Genomic DNA, 21,452 nt, shown 5'->3' on the forward strand with positions numbered 1-21,452 from the left:
AGAAGGGCTGATAGTGAATATCAGCCCTTTTGTTTTGATCTAAGTGCGGTCAATTTTCTCGCTGTTTTTGATTTTATGCATTTGATGATTTTCAAACGCTTTCACCAAATCTGCGACTTTTTCACCTTCCGGTAAAACCAAATCTTGTGCGATATCATTAAGCGGTACAATCACAAATTCGCGGTTTTTCATATCATAATGAGGCACGGTTAAGCGTTCATTTTGAATGATTTGATCGCCATAAAGCAGAATATCCAAATCCAGTGTACGCTCACCCCAACGACGTAAACGCACGCGACCTTGTTCATTTTCGATGCGTTGCAATTCATCGAGCAAAGCTAAAGGTGGGCGAGTGGTTTCGATCATCGCTACTGCATTTACATAATCCGGTTGATCCTGCGGGCCTAATGGTTTGCTTTGGTAAAATCCGCTCACCGATTTTAATTCGGTATTAGGCAGCGCAGAAATTGCCGCTAATGCCGAATTTAATTGTTCTGTAGGCGTATTTAAATTGCTGCCAAGGGCGATATACACTTGAACCATTAGTTAGCCGCCTTAGGTTTACGTCTGCGGTAATATTTTTTCTTTGGCGCTGGATGCAATTTTTGTTGCTCTTGAACCAACTGGCGACGTTGTTCTTGATTGCTGAGTTGGTACTCATGCCACCATTTTGCGAGCTCAACGGTTTCACCGCCTTCCACTTCAGCACGCATCGCCAATAAATCAAAGGCTGCACGGAATTTTTGATGTTCCATCGTGCGAGCAGGGTGAGAACCCGTGCGTTTAAGCAATTGTAGTTGCAACATCCAAATATCACGAATAACGGATGTATGACGACGAGGTGCGGCTAATGATCGGCATAATTGATCAAGCACTTCATTGCCTGCAAGGGCATAAGCATCGTGATTGTTTAATCCACCTTCATTTTTCAGCACATCCACTTTTTCACGCAATGGATACCAGAAGAATGCCGCAAATAAGAAGGCCGGATTAATGCGCAATTTATCGGCAATACGTTCATCAGTTGAATTTAACGAAGTTAAAATCATACGCTCCGCAAGGCTGTCTTCTTTTTCGGTGAAATAAGGCGTTAAGCTTGGAAAAAGCTGTTCAAATAAGCCATATTGACGAAGTAATTTATAGGTTTTTACGCCATTGCCAGACTGCAATAATTTTAAGCTTTCATCGAATAAACGCGCCGGTGGAATATTTTTCAGTAATGGCGCAAGCTCACGAATCGGCTGTTCACTTGGTTTTTCCAAGAACATATCCAATTTCGCCATAAAGCGCACAGAACGTAGCATACGCACAGGATCTTCTTGATAACGAGTCACTGGATCGCCAATCAGACGTAATTTCCCGTTTTTCAGATCATCAATCCCGTTGAAGTAATCACGCAAGGTATTATCTTGCGGATTGTAGTAAAGGGCATTTACAGTGAAATCACGGCGTTCGGCATCTTGTTCAATGGTGCCGTACACGTTATCACGTAGTAACATTCCTTTATCGCTTTGTTTCGCTTGATTTTCACTGCGCGCATCCGAATGGCTAGCACGGAATGTGGCCACTTCGATCACATCGCGTCCAAACATAATATGTGCAAGACGGAAACGACGACCAACTAAACGGCATTGACGTTGGAATACCGCTTGAATTTGCTCGGGACGTGCATTTGTTGCCACATCAAAATCTTTTGGATGTTTACCTAATAATAAATCACGCAAACAGCCCCCTACGATATAAGCCTCATAACCTTGGCGTTGCAATTTTTCTACCACGGTAATGGCATTACGGCTAAACATGCGTGGGTTAATGCCGAAATGAGAGGCTTTCACGCTATGCTTGTCGTAACGAGAGGCTTGAGTGTTGGTTTTTTTATGGTGAGGAGAGGACGGGGCGATCTTGGGTTGTGAACGCTCTGTTTTTGAAACGTTAGATTTTTTGCTTTTTGGCACCGTTTGGGGAACGGGCGAATTTATATTGGTTTCAGTTTCTTTTTTAGTTTTTTTACCAAATAAATTTTTTATATAAGTAAGAATAATTTACTCCATTCTCTATGTTCAATGCGCATTTGATAAAAACACGAAAAGTGCGGTTGTTTTTGACCGCACTTTTTGTTGGGTTACTTAAATAAATTAACCTGCAACTTGTTTTTCACGAATTTCAGCAAGAGTTTTGCAATCGATACAAAGATCAGCAGTAGGGCGAGCTTCTAAACGACGAATGCCAATTTCTTCGCCACAAGAATCGCAATAGCCGAAATCATCGGTATCTAATTTTTTCAATGTGTATTCAATCTTTTTCATTAATTTACGTTCGCGATCGCGGTTACGTAATTCAAGACTGAATTCTTCTTCTTGTGTCGCACGGTCAGCCGGATCAGGGAAGTTTGATGCTTCATCTTGCATATGAGCAACCGTTCTTGATGCTTCTTCCACAATTTGCTCGTGCCACGCAGTCAAAATTTTTCTGAAATGAAGAATCTGATCTTCATTCATGTATTCTTCATCTTTCTTTGGTTGATAAGGCTTAACACCGGCTAAATCCAGCAAACTTAGAGATGCCTTAGACATTGATAACTCCTAATGTAGTAAAGATTTAAACGACTTCCTGTCTTGTTGTTTTGATTGATTCTTATCAGCTAAAAAATAGCTGACATAAGAACCCTGTTTTTTAAGGGCGATATAAATAGCAGAACTTCACCTATTTAGCAAATAAATTTAGCCTAGAAATTTCAAATTTGCGATCGTGATCGCAAAAAACGGTATGCTCATTTGCTTATCTGTGAGGTTAAGGCTAGTTTGCCTTACTTTCTCGCTATAAATCACACTTAAAATGAAAATCACGCTATTTCAACTGTGCATGATGCTCATTGTCTCAGCCTTATCCTTGCTTATCGTGCCCGATTTTTTACTGTTCACTTGGCAACAGGCGGGACTGAGCATTTTAATGTTGGTTATGACCGCACTTTGTTTCCATTGGTTCAATTATTTTAAAGCCAGAAATTTTTGCATAAGTGGTATCTTGTTTTTGATTACTTTGGCTTATGCGCATTCACCAGCTTTATCGTTATTGGGACAAGCAGAGAAAATTTCAAGTTTACCGAATAAAATTACCTTAGATCTCCACATCTCAGAAATTCTTCATCAGCAAGATTATCAAACGTTGGTTGCGACAACCTCTTTATTTGATGGAAAAGAACAACAGATTTTTATTAATTGGAAAGCGCTGGAAAAGCCACAAGTAGGTGAAATTTGGCAGGCAGAAGTAAAACTTCGACCTATATCTGCAAGATTAAATCATGGAGGATTTGATCGACAGCAATGGTATTTTTCCAAAAGGATTATTGCCGTTGGATATGTGAAAAGTGCGGTCAAAATTGAAGACGATTTTTCTTATCGCACACATTTTCTACAGAATAGCCTCAAACAGACAGAAGGGCTTTCTTTACAAGGTTTGCTTATTGCATTGGCATTTGGTGAGCGGGCTTGGTTGGATAATAAAACGTGGTTGATTTACCAACAAACGAATACAGCACATTTAATTGCGATTTCAGGGCTTCATATTGGTTTAGCCATGGGGATAGGCTTTTTCTTTGCTCGATTATTGCAGCTCGTACTGCCTACACGCTTTATTTCACCCTGGTTTCCACTTTGCTTTGGTGTGTTGATTGCCTTAGGTTATGCCTATTTAGCCGGATTTAGTTTACCGACTTTCCGTGCAATGATGGCGTTGCTTTTTATTGCAATCCTTCAATGTTCTCGACGATATTACACGCCTTCGAAAATGCTTTGTTTAGTGGTGGCATTTTTGTTGTTTTGCGATTCGATTATGCCACTTTCGGTGAGCCTTTGGCTTTCAGTTGGTGCTGTTACTTGTTTGATTGTGTGGTACCGATATGTTCCCTTATCGATCTTTGAATGGCGACATCAAAAATTATCCCGCAAAGTGCGGTGGATTTTGGGCTTGTTTCATTTGCAGTTCGGGCTTCTAATTTTATTCACACCTATTCAGCTTTTCTTTTTTAATGGCTTTGCGTTAAATGGATTTTTGGCGAATTTAATCGCCGTGCCCTTGTATAGTTTCTTACTGGTACCCTTGATTCTTTTTGCGGTGTTAACGAATGGCGCATTTTCTTCTTGGCCTCTTTCAAATGCGATTGCTCAAGGTATTACGCAATGCCTCAGTTTTTTCCAGGGCTCGTATATGCCAATTTCGATGAATTTATCCCTCGTTTTGACTGCACTTTTAAGCTTTGTTTTTGGCAGCATGTTATGTGGATTGTATTTTGCATCTCAAACTCAAACAAAAAATACACCGTTAAAATCAAGTCGATTTTTTACATTAAATTACACAAAAATCTTATCGCCAAAAGCTTATAAGCAAGCTCTTTTAGGCGTTATTCTTATTTTTAGTGTTTGTATGAGTACGCTAGGGTATCGATATTTTACGAAACCCAAATGGCAGTTAGATACGTTAGATGTTGGTCAAGGTTTAGCAACCTTAATTGTAAAAGAAGGGAAAGGCGTGTTGTATGATACGGGCCCAGCTTGGCAGAGTGGAACAGGGGGCTCTTCCATGGCGGAATTGGAAATATTGCCTTATCTTCAACGGGAAGGGATTGAACTTGAAACCTTGATTTTAAGCCATGATGATAATGACCATTCAGGCGGTGCTAAAACGATTTTAACCGCATACCCAGAGATTGAGCTGATTACACCTTCTCGCAAAAGCTATGGCGAAATGCACCGCACTTTTTGTCTTCAGGGGAAACAATGGCAATGGCGAGGACTTGATTTTAAAGTTCTTTCACCTGCACAAATTACAGACAGGGCGGAAAATCCGCAATCTTGCGTAATTTTACTAACGGATGGGCAGTATCAGATCCTTTTAACCGGTGATGTTGATGTGGCAACAGAAAGATCTTTTGCTGAAAACCTCGGCAAGATTAACGTGTTACAGGTGGGGCATCATGGTAGTAAAACTTCAACAGGCGAGTTTTTACTGGGACAGACAAAACCGGATATAGCCTTAATTTCAAGTGGACGATGGAATGCGTGGAATTTTCCTCATCCAACCGTGATTGAACGGTTAAATCGTTATCAAAGTGCGGTCGAAAATAGCGCTATTTCAGGTCATATAAGGTTAAATTTTACTGAAAAGGGCATTGAAATTGAAAAAGCGAGAGGAGATTTTTCACCTTGGTTTGCCCGTGTAATTGGATTATCCCCGAAATAACAGGTACAATGCAGCCAATTTTTTTAAGATAATTGATGTAAGAATAAGCTATGCAAGATAAAGATTTCTCAACCACACAAACTTTTAAGCGTTTATGGCCGATGATTTCACCGTTTAAATCAGGCTTATTAGTCGCCGCTTTTGCTTTAATTTTTAATGCGTTGGCAGATTCAGGTTTGATTTATATGCTTAAGCCTTTGCTTGATGATGGTTTTGGAAAAGCCGATCATTCTTTCTTGAAAATGATGGCATTTGTTGTCGTTGGTATGATTATATTGCGTGGGGTGACCAACTTTGTCTCTACTTATTGCTTGGCGTGGGTATCCGGTAAAGTAGTGATGATTATGCGCCGCCGTTTGTTTAAACATTTAATGTTTATGCCAGTGAGCTTCTTTGATCGTAATTCAACAGGCAAATTGCTTTCTCGTATTACCTACGATTCAGAAATGATAGCGAACTCTTCATCTAGTTCATTAGTGACGATTGTTCGCGAAGGAGCCTATTTAATTTCGTTGCTTGTTGTGATGTTCTATACCAGTTGGGAATTAACACTTGTACTTTTCGTGATTGGCCCAATTATTGCAGTACTGATTCGCATGGTATCTAAGATTTTCCGTAAGCTTAGTAAAAACATGCAAGATTCCATGGGGGAATTGACCTCTGCAACGGAACAAATGCTAAAAGGGCATAAAGTGGTGCTGTCTTTTGGTGGACAATTAGTTGAAGAAGAGCGTTTCGATAAAGTCAGTAACGATATGCGTCGCAAAGGTATGAAGATGGTGACTGCTGATGCGATTTCAGATCCAGTTGTGCAAGTGATTGCTTCTTTGGCGTTAGCTGCTGTGCTTTATTTGGCAACCACACCATTAATTGCGGATGATAATTTAACTGCAGGTTCTTTCACTGTAGTATTTTCTTCCATGTTAGCGATGATGCGTCCGTTAAAATCCTTGACGAATGTTAACTCACAGTTCCAACGTGGTATGGCGGCTTGTCAGACATTATTTGCCATCTTAGATTTAGAAACAGAGAAAGATAATGGTACGTATAAAGCTGAACCCGCAAAAGGTGATTTAGAATTTAAAAATGTGAGTTTTGCTTATGAGGGTAAAGAAGAGAAAGCCTTAAATAATATCTCTTTTTATGTGCCTGCAGGCAAAACTGTGGCATTAGTGGGACGTTCAGGTTCGGGGAAATCAACGATTGCTAATTTAGTGACGCGTTTCTACGATATTGACGAAGGCGAGATTTTATTAGATGGCGTGAGAATTCAAGATTATCGTTTATCTAATTTACGTGAGAATTGTTCTGTTGTTTCTCAACAAGTGCATTTATTTAACGATACGATCGCCAATAATATTGCCTATGCGGCAGAAGACAAATATACACGTGAGCAAATTATCGAAGCAGCAAAAGCGGCTTATGCACTGGAATTTATCGAGAAACTGCCACAAGGTTTTGATACCGTTATTGGTGAAAATGGTGCAACCCTTTCAGGTGGTCAGCGTCAGCGTTTAGCCATTGCTCGTGCGTTATTACGTAATTCACCTGTCTTAATTTTAGATGAGGCGACGTCTGCACTCGATACAGAATCTGAACGTGCGATCCAATCTGCATTAGAGGAACTGAAGAAAGATCGTACGGTATTGGTTATCGCCCATCGTTTATCAACCATTGAAAATGCCGATGAAATCTTAGTCATTGAACATGGTGAAATTAAAGAGCGCGGCACGCATCAAGATTTATTAGCACTTGATGGTGCATATAAACAATTACACAGTATGCAGTTTAGCGGATAAAATAATAAGGGCGAACCAATGTGTTCGCCCAAAATCAATATAGGATAAATGAAATGCCTTTTTGGTACTCAAATTCAAAGCTTGCTTGGTTGCTTCTTCCTTTTTCACTGCTATTTTGGTTGATTAGCCAAATTCGCCGAGCATTATTTTCCCTAAATATCTTATCTTCTTATAAATCCCCGAAACCCGTCATTATTGTTGGCAATCTTTCTGTTGGTGGAAATGGTAAAACCCCTGTCGTTGTCTGGCTAGTTGAAGAGTTACAAAAACAAGGATTGCGTGTAGGCGTGATTTCTCGTGGCTATGGTAGCCAATCTAAAACCTATCCTTTACTTGTTACACCTGAAACAGATCCCGTTCAAGGGGGCGATGAACCTGTTTTAATCGCCAAAAGAACAGGTGTGCCTGTGGTGATTTCACCGAATCGTCAGCAAGCTATCGAATTACTTTTGAAAACACAGGATTGCGATCTGATTATTTCGGATGATGGATTACAACATTATAAGTTGCAACGTGATATTGAAATTGTGGTGATGGACGCAGAACGTGCTTTAGGAAACGGCTTTGTTTTACCAGCAGGCCCTTTGCGTGAATTGCCAAGTCGTTTAAAAAATGTGGACTTTGTGATTACTAATGGCGGAAAAAATGCTTATTCTGATGCCATTATGCAATTGGTTCCTCATTATGCAATTAATTTAGTGACGGCAGAAAAACGCTTACTAGGTGAATTTACTCAAGGTTCAGCCATCGCGGGAATTGGCAACCCACAACGCTTTTTTACAATGTTGGAAAATTTAAATATTCGTTTAGCCAATACGAAAGCTTTTCAAGATCATCAACATTTTGAGCCACAATTATTAGAAAAACTCGCTGAAAACCAACCGCTCTTTATGACCGAAAAGGACGCAGTAAAATGCCAAGCTTTTGCTAAAGAGAATTGGTGGTATGTTCCAGTTGATGCAGAGATTGTTGAAGCTGAAAACCAAGGTCAAAAACTTCCACAATTGTGGCAAAAAATTCGTCATTTGGTTTAACTTATTCGAGTGAAATATGCGTGAGAAACTTAATCCTCGATTATTAGACGTGATTGCTTGCCCACGGTGTTTGGCAAGATTGAAATACGATCAAGAAAATCAACGACTCATTTGCCCTTTTGAGCAAGTGGCGTATCCTATTGAAAACGGCGTGCCTGTATTGTTGGCAGAAAAAGCCGAAACATTGAAAGAATAAGGAATGATTATGTCATTTACAGTTATTATCCCTGCTCGTTTTGCATCGAGCCGCTTACCAGGTAAACCTTTAGCAGATATTGCTGGTAAACCTATGATTCAACATGTTTTTGAAAAAGCTCAACAATCAGGTGCGAGCCGAGTGATTATCGCAACAGATAACGAACAAGTTGAAAAGGCAGCAAAAGCTTTTGGGGCAGAAGTGTGTATGACATCAGAAGCACATAATTCTGGTACAGAGCGTTTAGCGGAAGTGGTAAGTAAGCTCGGTATTGCGGATGATGAGATCATTGTAAATATTCAAGGGGATGAGCCATTAATTCCTCCCGTTATTGTGAGTCAAGTGGCAGAAAATTTAGCGAAGTTTAACGTGAATATGGCGACGCTTGCGGTTAAAATTCACGAAGCGGAAGAGTTATTTAACCCAAATGCCGTGAAAGTCGTTACGGATAAAGATGGTTACGTTTTATATTTTTCCCGTTCAGTGATTCCTTACGATCGTGATCAGTTTATGCAATTAGCGGATACCTCAAAGGCACAACTGGCTGATGCGTATTTGCGCCATATTGGTATTTATGCTTACCGTGCGGGCTTTATTAAACAATATGTACAATGGGCACCAACGCAGTTAGAAAACCTAGAGAAATTAGAGCAGCTTCGTGTATTGTGGTACGGTGAGCGTATCCATGTGGAATTGGCGAAAGAAGTCCCGGCTGTTGGTGTGGATACAGCAGAAGATTTAGAAAAAGTGCGGTCAATTTTGGCGTAGTTTTTACTGATGTTTGATTCTAAAAAGTTTCTCTCTGACGTTTCTCATGAACCTGGTGTTTATCGTATGTATGACGATAAAGATCAGGTTATTTATGTGGGCAAAGCGAAAGATCTTAAAAAGCGCCTTTCCAGCTATTTTCGAAAAAACTTAAGCAGCAAAAAAACAGAAGCCTTGGTGTCGTCAATTCATCATATCGACACAACCATTACCTCTTCTGAAACAGAAGCATTATTGCTTGAGCATAACTTTATTAAACTTTATCAACCTCGTTATAACGTATTGTTGCGAGATGATAAATCCTATCCTTTTATTTTATTGACGAAAGAACGTCATCCTCGTATTACTTCTTATCGCGGAACGAAAAAAATTACAGGTGAGTATTTCGGGCCTTATCCTCATGCGGGGGCGGTGCGTGAAACCTTGTCGTTAATGCAAAAATTATTCCCTGTTCGTCAATGTGAAAATTCGGTTTATAACAATCGTTCCCGCCCTTGTTTACAATATCAAATCGGGCGTTGCTCAGCACCTTGTGTGCCAGGTTATGTGACTGATGAGGAATATAACCAACAAGTTGAATTAGCACGATTATTTTTGCAAGGGAAAGATCAGCAAGTATTAGATTACCTCATTGGCAAAATGGAACAGGCGAGCCGAGACTTGGATTTTGAAGGGGCAGCGCGTTATCGTGATCAAATTCAAGCCGTTCGAGCGGTTATCGAAAAACAATTTGTTTCCAATGAACGTTTGGACGATATGGATATTATGTCTATTGCGTATCAGCATGGTTTAGCTTGTGTTCAGGTGATGTTTATTCGTCAAGGTAAAGTATTGGGCAATCGCAGTTATTTTCCAAAAGTGCCTGCTAATACAGATTTATCCGAATTAACAGCAACGTTTGTTGGGCAGTTTTATTTGCAAGGTCATCAGGGTAGAAGTATTCCTAATAGTATTATTGTGGATCATAAACTAGATGAAAAAGCTGAGCTTGAAGCCCTGTTAACTGAACAAGCCGGTCGAAAAGTAGTGATACAAGAATCTGCTAAAGGCGATAAAGGTAAATATCTACAACTAGCGCAAATTAATGCCAAAGCAGCTTTGGCAACTCAGCTCAAACAATCTTCTCGAATGCACGAACGTTATCAAGCGCTTTGCGAATTGCTCGATATGCCTGAAATTAAACGTATGGAATGTTTTGATATTAGCCATACGATGGGAAATCAAACCGTGGCATCTTGCGTGGTATTTAACCAAGAAGGTCCGCTGAAATCAGACTACCGCCGTTTTAATATTGACGGTATTACGGGGGGGGATGACTATGCTGCGATGGAGCAAGCCTTAAAGAAACGTTACGACCGCGATCTTGATGAAGATAAAATTCCCGATATTATTTTTATTGATGGTGGTAAAGGGCAGCTTAATCGTGCCTTAGAGGTTTTTCATCATCTCAACGTAAAATGGGATAAAAATCGACCGCACTTAATTGGTGTGGCAAAAGGTGTGGATCGTCGAGCAGGACAAGAGGTGCTGATTATCAGCAAACAAGATCGTGAAATCCATTTGCCGGATGATAGTCTTGCACTGCATTTAATCCAACATATTCGAGATGAAAGCCATAATCATGCAATTAGCGGCCATCGTCAAAAACGCCAAAAAGCCTTTACCCAAAGTGGTTTAGAAACCATTGAAGGGGTAGGCGCTAAACGACGCCAAGCCTTGTTGAAATATTTAGGTGGATTACAAGGTGTCAAAAATGCCACATTGGATGAAATCGCCTCTGTACCCGGTATTTCTAAAGCGTTAGCGGAAAAGATTTTCGAGACCTTAAAAAGTTAGGAAAAATCTTGATTTTCTACGCGAACTGTCTATTATTTCAACCTTTCGGATTTTATATAGGAACATATTATGTTTGAATGGCTTGTTGATCCTGAAGCATGGATTTCATTGCTTACTTTGACCGCACTTGAAATCGTCTTGGGTATCGATAACATTATTTTTATTAGTATTTTAGTGGGACGTTTACCGGCGAATCAACGCCAATCTGGTCGTATTATCGGTCTTGGGTTAGCGATGATTACTCGTATTTTACTTCTTGTTTCCCTTTCTTGGATGATGAAATTAACGGAGCCGCTATTTACTTTAGTCGGTCAGGAAATTTCAGGTCGTGATTTGATTTTATTCCTTGGGGGCTTATTCCTGATTGTAAAAAGTATAGGTGAAATCAAAGAAGCGATGCATCCTGAAGCACATCATGAAGAAGAAACGAATAAGAAGAAAGTCAGTTACTTGGGCGTGTTAATCCAAATTGCTGTTTTAGATATTGTGTTTTCTTTAGACTCTGTGATTACGGCAGTAGGCATGGCAAACCACCTTCCAGTGATGATTTTGGCTATTATGCTTGCGGTTGGTGTCATGATGTTTGCGGCGAAACCAATTGGTGATTTTGTAGATACTCATCCAACATTGAAGATTTTGGCTTTAGCCTTCTTAATTTTAGTGGGCGTAAGTTTAATTGCTGAAAGTTTGGATATTCATATTCCAAAAGGCTACATTTACTTTGCAATGGGCTTCTCAGCAGTAGTTGAAATGCTCAACATTAAGATGCGAAAATCACTAGGACATTAATTATATAAAAAGGCGGAACAATGAGTTCCGCCTTTTTTAATCATTATAGAACACGCCTTTTCCATATAAATACAGGGTGACTTGTTCTCCAATTTGGTAATGATTAATGAGATCTTCATTAAGATTAAATTCATAACCGCCTACATCAATACAAAGATTAATAGCGCGTCCTCTCGATTCAATCTGTTTAATCTCACCTTTAAAAGATGCTGTCGGATCTTGGATTTTTTTTGCAAGAGAGAATTGCTCAGGGCGGAATAACACTTTCCCTTGCGTATGACCATTTCCTTTATTTTCTACAGCAACCTCACCTAATTGACAGGTCGCGATGGCATCATTTTTTAACGTTGCAGGGAAAATAATACTTTCTCCGATAAATGTTGCGATGGATAAATGCTGCGGTGACCAATACAACGTTTTAGGTGTCGCAATTTGGAGGATTCTTCCTTCTTGAATCACCGCAATTTTATCTGCATAACAGAGCGCTTCATCACGATCATGGGTCACAAATATAGCGGATGAGCCACTTTCTCTTAATACTTGTAACATATCGTAACGAATTTGATTTCTAAGATGCTCATCTAACGCACTAAATGGCTCATCAAACAGGATGAGTTCAGGGCTTGGTGCAAGTGCTCGAGCAAGTGCAACTCGCTGTTGTTGCCCGCCAGAAAGCTGATGAGGAAAACGATCAGCTAAGCTGCTAATGCCGGTTAGTTTCATTACCTCCAGTATGCGTTGTTTTTCCGCTTCTGTTTTTCCTTTGCCATCGCCTAAGCCATAAGCAATGTTGCGGTAAACATTTAAATGCGGAAATAACACGCCTTCTTGTACCACATAGCCTAATTTGCGTTGTTGGGTTGGCACATTGATATTGTCGTTAAAAATAGGTTGATTTTTTAACCAAATCTCACCACTTGTTGGTTGTTCAAAACCAGCAATGCTACGCAATAAGGTGGTTTTCCCACAACCAGATGCACCAAGAAGAAACAAAATTTCACCTTTCTCTAATTGTAGCGAGATATTGTGTAAAACCTGTTGTCCATTAAAGGATTTATTCAAATTTTTAATATCGAGTAATGTTGTCATTTTATCTTTTCGTTATTTAAAACCGTATCGTTTCAGTAAAAATACAGGAATCCCGGAAAATAGCACTAACATAATGGCATAAGGCGTGGCTGCCGCATATTGTGCATCGGATGTATATTCCCACACTGCGGTTGAAAGCGTTTTAATATCATTCGGTGTGAGTAATAGGGTTGCGGTGAGCTCTTTCATTAAGTTTAAAAAAACTAAAGCAAATGCGGCAGCAATTCCAGGTAACATAGCTGGAATAACTAAGGTACGGAAAATATAAAAGTTGCTACGGCCTAAGCTTTGCCCCACCTTTTCGATGTTATCAGACATCTGTTCAAGCGATCCTCGTAAGGTCGTTTGTGCCATTGGAAGATAAAGCATAAAGTAGGCGACCACAACCATCGCAAAGGTTTGATAAAGTGAATACGCATAGTTGATGGTAAAGAAAACCAACGATAATGCGATCACGAGCCCTGGTACTGCATGAAGTAGATAAGGGATTCGATCAAGCCAAATTGTCAATTTACTTCGATAGCGTACTGCCGCCCATACTAATGGTAAGGCACAAATAACCGTAAGTGTAGCCCCAAGCGTAGAGATGGTCAGTGAGTTTGTGAAAGCGGTAAAAAATTCCCCAAAATCGACCGCACTTTCAATGGAATTTCCTATTTTTAGCCAATAAATCAGCATGGTAATCGGCACCCCAATACTGAGCACAAAAATGGTTGTAAAGAAGCTCACGACTAAAATTTGTTTTCCAACAGAGAGCGTTTTCAATGGATAGGGGCGTATTACGCCTTTGCCGCTTTGATAGAGTGTTTGTGTGCCTCTAAAACGAATTTCACCCATCACTACAAGGATACAAATCACCATTAACACACCAGAAAGCAAAGCGGCGGTGTTGTTATTAAAGGCCATTTCATATTCTTGGAAAATGGCGGTGGTGAAAGTTTGGTAATTTAAAATGGATACCGCACCGAACTCCACTAGCATATGAAGGGCAATTAATAATACGCTACTGCCGATAGCGGGTTTGAGTTGCGGGAAAATCGCATGCCAAAATGTATAAGTTTGGCTTTTCGCCAGTGAAAGGCTCACTTCTTCTAAAGAGCGGTCGAGTCTTTTTAAGGTTGCTGCCACAGGAAGATAAGCGAGTGGGAAAGAACTCAGCGTCATAATGCCGATGGTTCCCCATAAGCCTTCCACTCTAAAGGTGAGGCTGATCCAGGTAAAACAGCTGACAAAGGCAGGAATACAAAGCGGAAGCGTCATGGCAACTTGGAAAAAGCCTTTTCCCCAAAAGCGAAAACGTTCTAATAAAAACGCACATAGTGTGCCGAGAATAATGGCAAAAAGCGTGACAAATACCATTAAAAGTAGGGTATTACTGAGCAATTCCCACATTCTTGGGCGCCAAAGTAATTCAATGCTGCGAGCCAATCCGACATCTGCAGCTCGCTCAATAACATATAAAAAAGGGAGTAATAATGGCAAACTAATCAGCACGATTAAGGCAACAAGCCAGCGAGGTGGGCGATTAGACACAAAAAATCCTTTGAAAATATCAGTGTAGAGTAAATAACAGAAGGGCGTGTATTACACGCCCTATATTGCATAGCAAATTAAACTTATTTCAAACCAGCTTCTTCAATAAGTTTGTTTGCGTTGTCTTTGTCTTCAGATGTTGTTGCAGAAACAACCGGCGCTTCTAATTTCGCATAAGGTTCCATGTTAAATGGAGAAACCACGTCGGTACGAAGTGGGTATTCTGCACGTACTGAAACAAATGCTTCTTGTCCTTCTTTACTTGCTAAGAAATCAACGAATTTTTTCGCTTCTTCTTTATTTTTAGAGCCTTTTAATACAGCCGCACCAGAATAGGTCACTAATGCACCAGGATCTTGATGACGAATAAAGTAAAGGCGTGTTTTGAGGTTATCAGCACCTTTTTCTTTCGCGAGTGCATACCAGTAGTAGTTGTTGATTAACGCTGCAGGAACTTCGCCATTTTCAACCGCTTGAAGTGCAACACTGTTTTTCGCATAAAGTTTGCCGTTTTCTTTTAGGCCTTTTAACCATTTAAGTGCGGCATCTTTACCTTTTAATTTGGTAATCGCAACAACTTGCTCTAAGAATGCACCTGAAGTCGGAACGTAACCAATTTTGTCTTTCCATTTTGGAGTTGCATAATCTAACACGGATTTTTCCATGTCTTTTTCAGATAGTTTGGTGTGATCATAAACCACAACACGAGAACGGCCGCTTAATGCGATCCAGTCTTTTTTCGGTGCAACAGGCACACCTTTGTGTGCAGTTTGTTTAATGGTGTCTGCAGAAAGCGGTTCTAATAAGCCCGCATCAGAGAGTGCCGCGAAAGGTGCAGTTTGTTCAGAATAGAATACATCTGCAGGGGTTTTATCTCCCTCTTCTTTCAATTGGCCCGCAAGTTGATCGCTTTTCGCGCTATTTAAGGTCACTTTAATGCCCGTTGCTTTTGTAAACGCATCGGCAACGGCTTTTGCACCTTCTTTATGTTGTCCGTTGTAAACGGTAATATCTGCAGAAGCGAAGCCTGCAAATGCCATTAAGCCGGTAAGGGCTGCAATTTGGAAATGCTTAATTTTCATGAAAACTCCTTTATGTGATTGGACAAATTGTCCATTTTTCTAAAAATAAGAATCGTCCCATTCTAATAACTCAGAATGGATAATGCAAATAATTCTCAGATATTTTTCTCTTATATCAAAATTTCATATTCCATTCTATTTTCTTACTTCGCTCCACGTTGTTTTTTCTCCATAATGTCAGGTGGGAATTTCTAATAAAGGACGGATATGAATATTCAGCAAATCATTAAACAACATCACCTCGAGCTCTTATTTCAGCAAGGATCATTTGGGATTGAAAAGGAAAGTCAACGGGTGCATGCGGATGGTTCAATAGTGACATCATTGCACCCCAAAGCCTTTGGTAATCGTCGTTTCCACCCTTACATTCAAACAGATTTTGCAGAAAGTCAGTTGGAGTTGGTGACTCCCCCGATGAAAAAATTAGAGGATACATTACGTTGGCTTTCAGCTATTCATGAAGTGACTTTGCGTACATTACCGGAGGATGAATTTATTTTTCCTTTTAGTATGCCTGCAGGGTTACCGCCAGAAGAGCAAATTAAGGTTGCACAATTAGATAATCAGGAAGATGTGGCTTATCGTGAGCATTTAGTTCAGTCTTACGGTAAATATAAGCAAATGGTCAGTGGTATTCATTACAATTTTCAAATTGACCCTAAGTTTATTGATGCCTTATTTCATGCACAAAATGAAACACAAAGTGCGGTTGATTTTCAAAATAATTTTTACCTGAAAATAGCGAAGAACTTCTTACGCTATCAATGGATTTTACTTTACTTGTTTTCTGCAACACCGACGGTAGAGGAAAAATATTTCAGAGACAATTCACCCCTTAAACCGCATCAATATGTGCGGAGTTTACGTTCAGGGAAATATGGTTATGTGAATGATCCGAAGATCTACGTCTCTTATGACAGTTTGCAAGAGTATGTTGAGACGTTAGAACACTGGGTGAAATCGGGCGATTTGATTGCAGAAAAAGAATTTTACTCGAGTGTACGCTTGCGTGGGGCTAAAAAAGCACGAGATTTACTTGAAAAAGGAATTCAATATTTAGAATTTCGTTTGTTTGATCTCAATCCGTTTGCACCTTATGGAATGGAACTTGCTGATGCGAAATTCATTCATTATTTTATTTTGTTCATGGCATGGCTTGATGATACCGCTGATCAAGAAGGCATAAAATTAGGCAAAGCACGTCTTGCTGAAGTGGCATGGGAAGATCCAAGAGAGCAAAGTGTTTATGCGGTAGAAGGGGAATTAGTTCTCCTTGAAATGCTCAAGATGCTTGAACAACTTAATGTGAATGATGAGATTAAAACGATTGTTAAAGACAAATTAGGGCAATTTGCGGATCCAAGTCAAACGCTTTGTGCAAAAGTGGTCGCGGCAATTGAGCAGATCGGTAGTTATCAACAATTAGGGGCTGATATTGCGCAATCCAATAAAGCAAAAGCCTTTGAACGTTTTTATGCATTAAGTGCGTTTGATAATATGGAGCTGTCCACACAGGCGTTATTATTTGATGCAATTCAAAAAGGATTAAAGATTGAGATTTTAGATGAACGCGATCAATTTCTCAGTCTTCAATTTGGCGACCATTTGGAATATGTGAAAAATGGTAATATGACTTCTCACGATAGTTATATTTCCCCGCTCATCATGGAAAATAAAGTAGTGACGAAGAAAGTCTTAGCGAAAGCAGGCTTTAATGTACCGCAAAGCATCGAGTTTACCGATGTGAAAAGTGCGGTCGAAAATTTCCCACTTTTTGAAAATCGAGCTGTCGTGATTAAGCCAAAATCAACGAATTTTGGTTTGGGGATCAGTATTTTCCAACAAGGTGTAACGGATAGAGATGATTTTGCAAAAGCAGTAGAAATTGCTTTCCGTGAAGATAAAGAGATCATGGTTGAAGATTATCTACTTGGCACCGAATACCGTTTCTTTGTGCTGGGTGATAAAACGTTAGCTGTTTTATTACGTGTGCCAGCAAATGTCATTGGAGATGGTGTACATACCGTTGCTGAATTAGTGGCGGCTAAAAATGATCATCCTTTACGGGGCGATGGCAGTCGTACACCATTGAAAAAAATCGCATTAGGGGATATTGAGCAGTTGCAGCTTAAGGAACAAGGCTTAACTGTGGATTCTATTCCAGAGAAAGATCAACTTGTCCAATTACGTGCGAATTCCAATATTAGTACAGGCGGCGATTCTATTGATATGACGGATGAAATGCATGCCAGTTACAAAGAAATTGCGGTCGGGATTAGCAAAGCTATGGGGGCGGCAGTGTGTGGCGTGGATTTGATTATTCCTGACTTGAAAAAGTCAGCTGAACCAAGTTTACGTTCGTGGGGGGTAATTGAGGCAAACTTTAATCCTATGATGATGATGCATATTTTTCCATTTAGTGGACAATCTCGACGATTGACAATGAATGTGATTAAGATGCTTTTCCCAGAATTGCCTTAATTTTGTATCGGGCTTCATCAGTTGGTGAAGCCCGTTTTACATTCATCATAATTAGGCTAAAATGGAGACAGTATTCACAATTCTAAAATGAAATTTAATGACAACTTTTACCTTAGAACCTCAAGAAAATGATCGTCTGCAATCCCTTTGCGGTGCATTTGATGAAAATATCAAACTGATTGAAAAAGAATTTAACCTCAATATTTCCCGTAATAATTTCACTTTTACTGTGAAATCAAATGATGAAAATCCCAAATCTCACCATGAACAATTAATTGAGCGTTCGGTTAAATTAATCCAAACATTATATGTGGAAACTGCCCCAATTAAAGGGAAAGTGAAAGGACTTGATTTAGAAGATGTGCATATTGCCTTGCAAGAGAGCAGAATGTTATCTCAAGCGGGAAGTGAGTCACGTAGTGAAAATCAGGTTTATAGCACCACAATTAAAACTAAGCGTGGTTTGATTAAACCGCGTGGTGAAAATCAAATTCAATATTTACATAATATTCTTACGCACGATATTAGTTTTGGAATTGGACCTGCTGGAACAGGGAAAACCTTTTTAGCCGTAGCAGCAGCTGTAGAGGCATTAGAGCGCCAAGAAATTCGTCGCATTTTGCTGACTCGTCCTGCGGTGGAAGCGGGCGAAAAATTAGGTTTCTTGCCCGGTGATTTAGGCCAAAAAATTGAACCTTATTTACGACCGCTTTATGATGCGTTATTTGAAATGCTTGGCTTTGAACGCGTACAAAAATTGATGGAGCGTAATGTGATTGAAATCGCGCCATTAGCTTATATGCGTGGGCGAACACTTAATGATAGCTTTATCATTCTAGATGAAAGCCAAAATACGACGGTCGAACAAATGAAAATGTTTTTAACCCGTATTGGTTTTAATTCTAAAGCCGTGATTACAGGGGATGTAACCCAAATCGATTTACCGCGCAGCACCAAATCGGGTTTACGCCACGCCATGGAAGTGTTAAGTAAAGTGTCGGAATTAAGCTTTAACTACTTTGAGAGTAAAGATATTGTGCGACATCCTGTGGTGGCAAAAGTGGTGCAAGCTTACGAAGAATGGGAAGCCCAAGATGAAATTCGCCGTCAAGAAATCGCTGCGCAGCGTCGAGCTGAACGTGAGCAAAAAGTGCGGTCAGAAAATGAAACGAATTTAGGAGAATAACATGGGCAATATGATTATTGATCTGCAATTGGCGAGCGAAAATACTGAAGGCTTGCCATCAGAAGCGCAAATTCTGCAATGGGCAACAGCCGCAGTGCAACCAGAAAGTGATAATGTGGAAATGACCGTGCGCATTGTTGATGAAGCAGAAAGTCATGATTTAAATTTGACTTATCGTGGAAAAGATCGTCCAACCAATGTGTTGTCTTTCCCTTTTGAATGCCCTGATGAAGTGGAATTACCGCTGTTGGGCGATTTAGTGATTTGTCGTCAAGTGGTGGAGCGTGAAGCTATCGAGCAAGAAAAGCCTTTAATGGCACATTGGGCGCATATGATTGTGCATGGCAGCTTACATTTGTTGGGGTACGATCACATTGACGATGATGAAGCTGAAGAAATGGAAAGTTTAGAAACTGAAATTATGCAGGGTTTAGGCTTTGCCGATCCTTACCTTTCCGAAAAATAATGACGATTTGGAGCAATTATGTATAAAGCCGTATTCAGCGATTTTGATGGTACTTTATTAACTTCCGATCATCGAATTTCGCCTAAAACCTTAGACGCAATTCAACGCATTACCAAACAAGGTATTCCATTTACACCAATCTCTGCGCGTTCACCGCTTGGTATTTGGCCTTATGCGAAACTCATTGAAAACTACAACATCATTGTGGCATTTAGTGGTGCCTTGATTTTAGATAAAAACGCCACGCCTATTTATTCAGTACAACTGGATCCTGCTGATATTCAAGCCATTAATCAAGTATTAGCAGACCATCCTGCGCTAGGTGTGAATTATTATACTTATGATGATTGTGTTGCTCGCGATTTAGATAATAAATGGGTGATTTACGAACGTAGCGTAACGGGCATCCAGATCGATCCTTATGATGAAAGTGCGGTTTATTCTCCGCATAAAATCCAAATCATTGGTGAAACAGACGAAGTGATTAGTATTGAGAAAATCCTAAAAGAGAAATTCCCACATTTAAGCATTTGCCGTTCTCATGCGAATTTCCTTGAAGTGATGCATAAATCCGCGACAAAAGGTAATGCAGTACGTTTTCTCGAAGATTACTTTCATGTGAAGATGGAAGAATGTGTTGCTTTCGGCGATAACTTTAACGATTTAGATATGTTAGAAAGCGTGGGATTAGGCGTGGCAATGGGGAATGCGCCTGATGAAATTAAACAAGCCGCTAATCGCGTCACTGCTTCGCATAATGATGATGGAATTGCATTAATATTGAATGAGATTTTTCCTGAATAAATAAAAGGGCGCTTTCTAGTTAAAAGAAAGCGCCTTATTTTTATTTTCCTAAATTCAGCACTTTAACGAGTGCAGTAAAAAATTTGTCATTTTCTTGCGGTAAGCCAATACTGATGCGTAAGTGATTTGGCATGCCATAACCTGCAATTGGGCGTACAATCACGCCTTCACGCAATAATGCATCATAAATTGGTGCGGCAGGCTGTTTAAAATCAATGGTAATAAAGTTACCTTTAGACGGAATAAAGTCTAAACCATATTCTTGACAGAAGGCTTCATAACGTTTCATTTCTTGGCGATTATTCTCAGCCACTTTTTCGACAAAAGCATCATCATTCATCACTGCAATCGCACTAGTTAAAGCGAGACTATTACAATTAAATGGCTGACGAACACGGTTTAATAAATCTGCAATTTCAGGATTAGAGACCGCGTAGCCAATGCGTAAACCTGCCAAACCATAAGCTTTTGATAGAGAACGTGAAACGATAAGGTTAGGGTATTTTTCCAGTAATGCAAAAGAATTAACCCGTTCACTAGGATGAGTAAATTCAGTATAAGCTTCATCTAATACCACAATAACATTTTCAGGGACTTTGGCCAAGAAAGCATCCAATTCAGCTTCCGTTAAGAAATTCCCTGTTGGATTGTTTGGATTGGCAATAAAAATCAGTTTGGTTTTATCTGAAAGTGCGGTCAAAAATCCGTTTAAATCGTGTCCCCAATCTTTAGCAGGAATTTCTTTTGCGACAGCGTTAATGGCTTTGGTCACTAAAGGGTAAACAATAAAGGCGTATTGTGAATAAATCACTTCATCATGCTCACCCGCAAAGGTATGAGCAAAGAGCTCTAATAAATCGTTAGAACCATTGCCAAGGGTGATTTGGTTTGGTTGCACACCAAATTTTTTTGCAATAGCTGTTTTAAGTTCAAAACCATTTGCATCAGGGTAGCGAGTTAAATGATCAAGTTGGGCTTGAATGGCTTTTTTCGCACTTTCAGGAAAGCCGAAAGGGTTTTCATTTGAGGCCAGTTTAACGATATCCGTAATGCCTAATTCGCGTTCGAGTTCTTCGATGGGTTTTCCTGCTTGGTAAGGCGAAAGAGATTTTACGCCTTGATTGGCAACATTGATGTATTGCATATGCTTT

The 21,452-nt window shown here is 39.8% G+C and carries 18 protein-coding genes; 11 read left to right on the forward strand and 7 right to left on the reverse strand.

The window, feature by feature from the left end; all coding sequences use genetic code 11:
- Positions 1-39: 39 nt before the first annotated feature.
- From folK to dksA, 3 genes are all read right to left on the reverse strand, one after another.
- Positions 40-543 carry a 2-amino-4-hydroxy-6-hydroxymethyldihydropteridine diphosphokinase gene (gene folK, locus INP93_RS06165; RefSeq protein WP_197544418.1) on the reverse strand — a complete coding sequence of 168 codons (504 nt, stop codon included), beginning with the start codon at positions 541-543 and terminating at the stop codon, positions 40-42.
- Positions 543-1,802, reverse strand: a complete 1,260-nt coding sequence (gene pcnB, locus INP93_RS06170) for a polynucleotide adenylyltransferase PcnB (protein ID WP_232087620.1) — start codon at positions 1,800-1,802, stop codon at positions 543-545. The genes folK and pcnB overlap by 1 nt, the downstream gene beginning before the upstream one ends.
- Positions 1,803-2,135: 333 nt before the next feature.
- Positions 2,136-2,573 carry an RNA polymerase-binding protein DksA gene (dksA, locus tag INP93_RS06175; RefSeq protein WP_049384440.1) on the reverse strand — a complete coding sequence of 146 codons (438 nt, stop codon included), beginning with the start codon at positions 2,571-2,573 and terminating at the stop codon, positions 2,136-2,138.
- 262 nt (positions 2,574-2,835) lie between these two features.
- Here dksA and INP93_RS06180 point away from each other — a divergent pair, with 262 nt between their 5' ends.
- From INP93_RS06180 to INP93_RS06210, 7 genes are all read left to right on the forward strand, one after another.
- On the forward strand, positions 2,836-5,238 hold the full coding sequence (locus INP93_RS06180) for a DNA internalization-related competence protein ComEC/Rec2 (protein WP_197544420.1): 2,403 nt from the start codon (positions 2,836-2,838) through the stop codon (positions 5,236-5,238).
- Between the two features lie 50 nt (positions 5,239-5,288).
- The gene (msbA, locus tag INP93_RS06185) at positions 5,289-7,037 is read left to right on the forward strand and encodes a lipid A ABC transporter ATP-binding protein/permease MsbA (RefSeq protein WP_005697209.1); all 1,749 of its coding nucleotides are present in this window, start codon (positions 5,289-5,291) and stop codon (positions 7,035-7,037) included.
- Between the two features lie 53 nt (positions 7,038-7,090).
- On the forward strand, positions 7,091-8,071 hold the full coding sequence (gene lpxK, locus INP93_RS06190; protein WP_197544421.1) for a tetraacyldisaccharide 4'-kinase: 981 nt from the start codon (positions 7,091-7,093) through the stop codon (positions 8,069-8,071).
- A gap of 16 nt (positions 8,072-8,087) precedes the next feature.
- Positions 8,088-8,267 (forward strand): Trm112 family protein, encoded by a 180-nt coding sequence (locus INP93_RS06195; protein ID WP_049372406.1) that lies wholly within the window; start codon positions 8,088-8,090, stop codon positions 8,265-8,267.
- Between the two features lie 9 nt (positions 8,268-8,276).
- Positions 8,277-9,035 carry a 3-deoxy-manno-octulosonate cytidylyltransferase gene (gene kdsB / locus INP93_RS06200; RefSeq protein WP_049362145.1) on the forward strand — a complete coding sequence of 253 codons (759 nt, stop codon included), beginning with the start codon at positions 8,277-8,279 and terminating at the stop codon, positions 9,033-9,035.
- 9 nt (positions 9,036-9,044) lie between these two features.
- A complete protein-coding gene (gene uvrC / locus INP93_RS06205; RefSeq protein WP_197544422.1) occupies positions 9,045-10,871 on the forward strand; it encodes an excinuclease ABC subunit UvrC in 1,827 nt (608 codons plus the stop codon).
- 69 nt (positions 10,872-10,940) lie between these two features.
- Positions 10,941-11,660 carry a TerC family protein gene (locus INP93_RS06210; RefSeq protein ID WP_197544423.1) on the forward strand — a complete coding sequence of 240 codons (720 nt, stop codon included), beginning with the start codon at positions 10,941-10,943 and terminating at the stop codon, positions 11,658-11,660.
- A gap of 36 nt (positions 11,661-11,696) precedes the next feature.
- On the opposite strand, the gene INP93_RS06215 is transcribed toward INP93_RS06210, so the two are convergent.
- The 3 genes from INP93_RS06215 to INP93_RS06225 all read right to left on the reverse strand — a co-directional run bounded on the left by INP93_RS06215 (position 11,697) and on the right by INP93_RS06225 (position 15,364).
- Positions 11,697-12,749: an ABC transporter ATP-binding protein gene (locus tag INP93_RS06215; protein ID WP_197544424.1), complete on the reverse strand. Its 1,053-nt coding sequence runs from the start codon at positions 12,747-12,749 to the stop codon at positions 11,697-11,699.
- 12 nt (positions 12,750-12,761) lie between these two features.
- A complete protein-coding gene (locus tag INP93_RS06220; RefSeq protein WP_197544425.1) occupies positions 12,762-14,282 on the reverse strand; it encodes an ABC transporter permease in 1,521 nt (506 codons plus the stop codon).
- Between the two features lie 83 nt (positions 14,283-14,365).
- Entirely contained in the window at positions 14,366-15,364 is a 999-nt protein-coding gene (locus INP93_RS06225; protein ID WP_049365385.1) for an iron ABC transporter substrate-binding protein, read from the reverse strand.
- 207 nt (positions 15,365-15,571) lie between these two features.
- Between INP93_RS06225 and gshAB the strand changes: the two genes are divergently transcribed.
- From gshAB to INP93_RS06245, 4 genes are all read left to right on the forward strand, one after another.
- Complete coding sequence (gene gshAB, locus INP93_RS06230; RefSeq protein ID WP_197544426.1) at positions 15,572-17,845, forward strand: bifunctional glutamate--cysteine ligase GshA/glutathione synthetase GshB; 2,274 nt, start codon at positions 15,572-15,574, stop codon at positions 17,843-17,845.
- Positions 17,846-17,942: 97 nt separating this feature from the next.
- Positions 17,943-19,031, forward strand: a complete 1,089-nt coding sequence (locus tag INP93_RS06235; protein WP_197544427.1) for a PhoH family protein — start codon at positions 17,943-17,945, stop codon at positions 19,029-19,031.
- A gap of 1 nt (position 19,032) precedes the next feature.
- Complete coding sequence (gene ybeY / locus INP93_RS06240) at positions 19,033-19,497, forward strand: rRNA maturation RNase YbeY (RefSeq protein ID WP_014065120.1); 465 nt, start codon at positions 19,033-19,035, stop codon at positions 19,495-19,497.
- A gap of 18 nt (positions 19,498-19,515) precedes the next feature.
- Positions 19,516-20,301 (forward strand): Cof-type HAD-IIB family hydrolase, encoded by a 786-nt coding sequence (locus tag INP93_RS06245; protein ID WP_197544428.1) that lies wholly within the window; start codon positions 19,516-19,518, stop codon positions 20,299-20,301.
- A 40-nt stretch (positions 20,302-20,341) separates the two neighbouring features.
- On the opposite strand, the gene hisC is transcribed toward INP93_RS06245, so the two are convergent.
- Positions 20,342-21,445 (reverse strand): histidinol-phosphate transaminase, encoded by a 1,104-nt coding sequence (hisC, locus tag INP93_RS06250; RefSeq protein WP_197544429.1) that lies wholly within the window; start codon positions 21,443-21,445, stop codon positions 20,342-20,344.
- Between the last annotated feature and the right edge of the window lie 7 nt (positions 21,446-21,452).

The sequence above is a fragment of the Haemophilus parainfluenzae genome (assembly GCF_014931415.1).
GTDB classification, from domain to species: domain Bacteria; phylum Pseudomonadota; class Gammaproteobacteria; order Enterobacterales; family Pasteurellaceae; genus Haemophilus_D; species Haemophilus_D parainfluenzae_AF.

What these genes read in the sequence shown, in the direction of transcription:
- INP93_RS06225 (WP_049365385.1), bottom strand. Translation starts at nt 15,364, where the DNA reads ATGAAAATTAAGCATTTCCAAATTGCAGCCCTTACCGGCTTAATGGCA.
- INP93_RS06180 (WP_197544420.1), top strand. Translation starts at nt 2,836, where the DNA reads ATGAAAATCACGCTATTTCAACTGTGCATGATGCTCATTGTCTCAGCC.
- hisC (WP_197544429.1), bottom strand. Translation starts at nt 21,445, where the DNA reads ATGCAATACATCAATGTTGCCAATCAAGGCGTAAAATCTCTTTCGCCT.
- gshAB (WP_197544426.1), top strand. Translation starts at nt 15,572, where the DNA reads ATGAATATTCAGCAAATCATTAAACAACATCACCTCGAGCTCTTATTT.
- INP93_RS06215 (WP_197544424.1), bottom strand. Translation starts at nt 12,749, where the DNA reads ATGACAACATTACTCGATATTAAAAATTTGAATAAATCCTTTAATGGA.
- uvrC (WP_197544422.1), top strand. Translation starts at nt 9,045, where the DNA reads ATGTTTGATTCTAAAAAGTTTCTCTCTGACGTTTCTCATGAACCTGGT.
- lpxK (WP_197544421.1), top strand. Translation starts at nt 7,091, where the DNA reads ATGCCTTTTTGGTACTCAAATTCAAAGCTTGCTTGGTTGCTTCTTCCT.
- folK (WP_197544418.1), bottom strand. Translation starts at nt 543, where the DNA reads ATGGTTCAAGTGTATATCGCCCTTGGCAGCAATTTAAATACGCCTACA.
- pcnB (WP_232087620.1), bottom strand. Translation starts at nt 1,802, where the DNA reads ATGTTTAGCCGTAATGCCATTACCGTGGTAGAAAAATTGCAACGCCAA.
- INP93_RS06195 (WP_049372406.1), top strand. Translation starts at nt 8,088, where the DNA reads ATGCGTGAGAAACTTAATCCTCGATTATTAGACGTGATTGCTTGCCCA.
- INP93_RS06210 (WP_197544423.1), top strand. Translation starts at nt 10,941, where the DNA reads ATGTTTGAATGGCTTGTTGATCCTGAAGCATGGATTTCATTGCTTACT.
- ybeY (WP_014065120.1), top strand. Translation starts at nt 19,033, where the DNA reads ATGGGCAATATGATTATTGATCTGCAATTGGCGAGCGAAAATACTGAA.
- msbA (WP_005697209.1), top strand. Translation starts at nt 5,289, where the DNA reads ATGCAAGATAAAGATTTCTCAACCACACAAACTTTTAAGCGTTTATGG.
- INP93_RS06235 (WP_197544427.1), top strand. Translation starts at nt 17,943, where the DNA reads ATGACAACTTTTACCTTAGAACCTCAAGAAAATGATCGTCTGCAATCC.
- dksA (WP_049384440.1), bottom strand. Translation starts at nt 2,573, where the DNA reads ATGTCTAAGGCATCTCTAAGTTTGCTGGATTTAGCCGGTGTTAAGCCT.
- kdsB (WP_049362145.1), top strand. Translation starts at nt 8,277, where the DNA reads ATGTCATTTACAGTTATTATCCCTGCTCGTTTTGCATCGAGCCGCTTA.
- INP93_RS06245 (WP_197544428.1), top strand. Translation starts at nt 19,516, where the DNA reads ATGTATAAAGCCGTATTCAGCGATTTTGATGGTACTTTATTAACTTCC.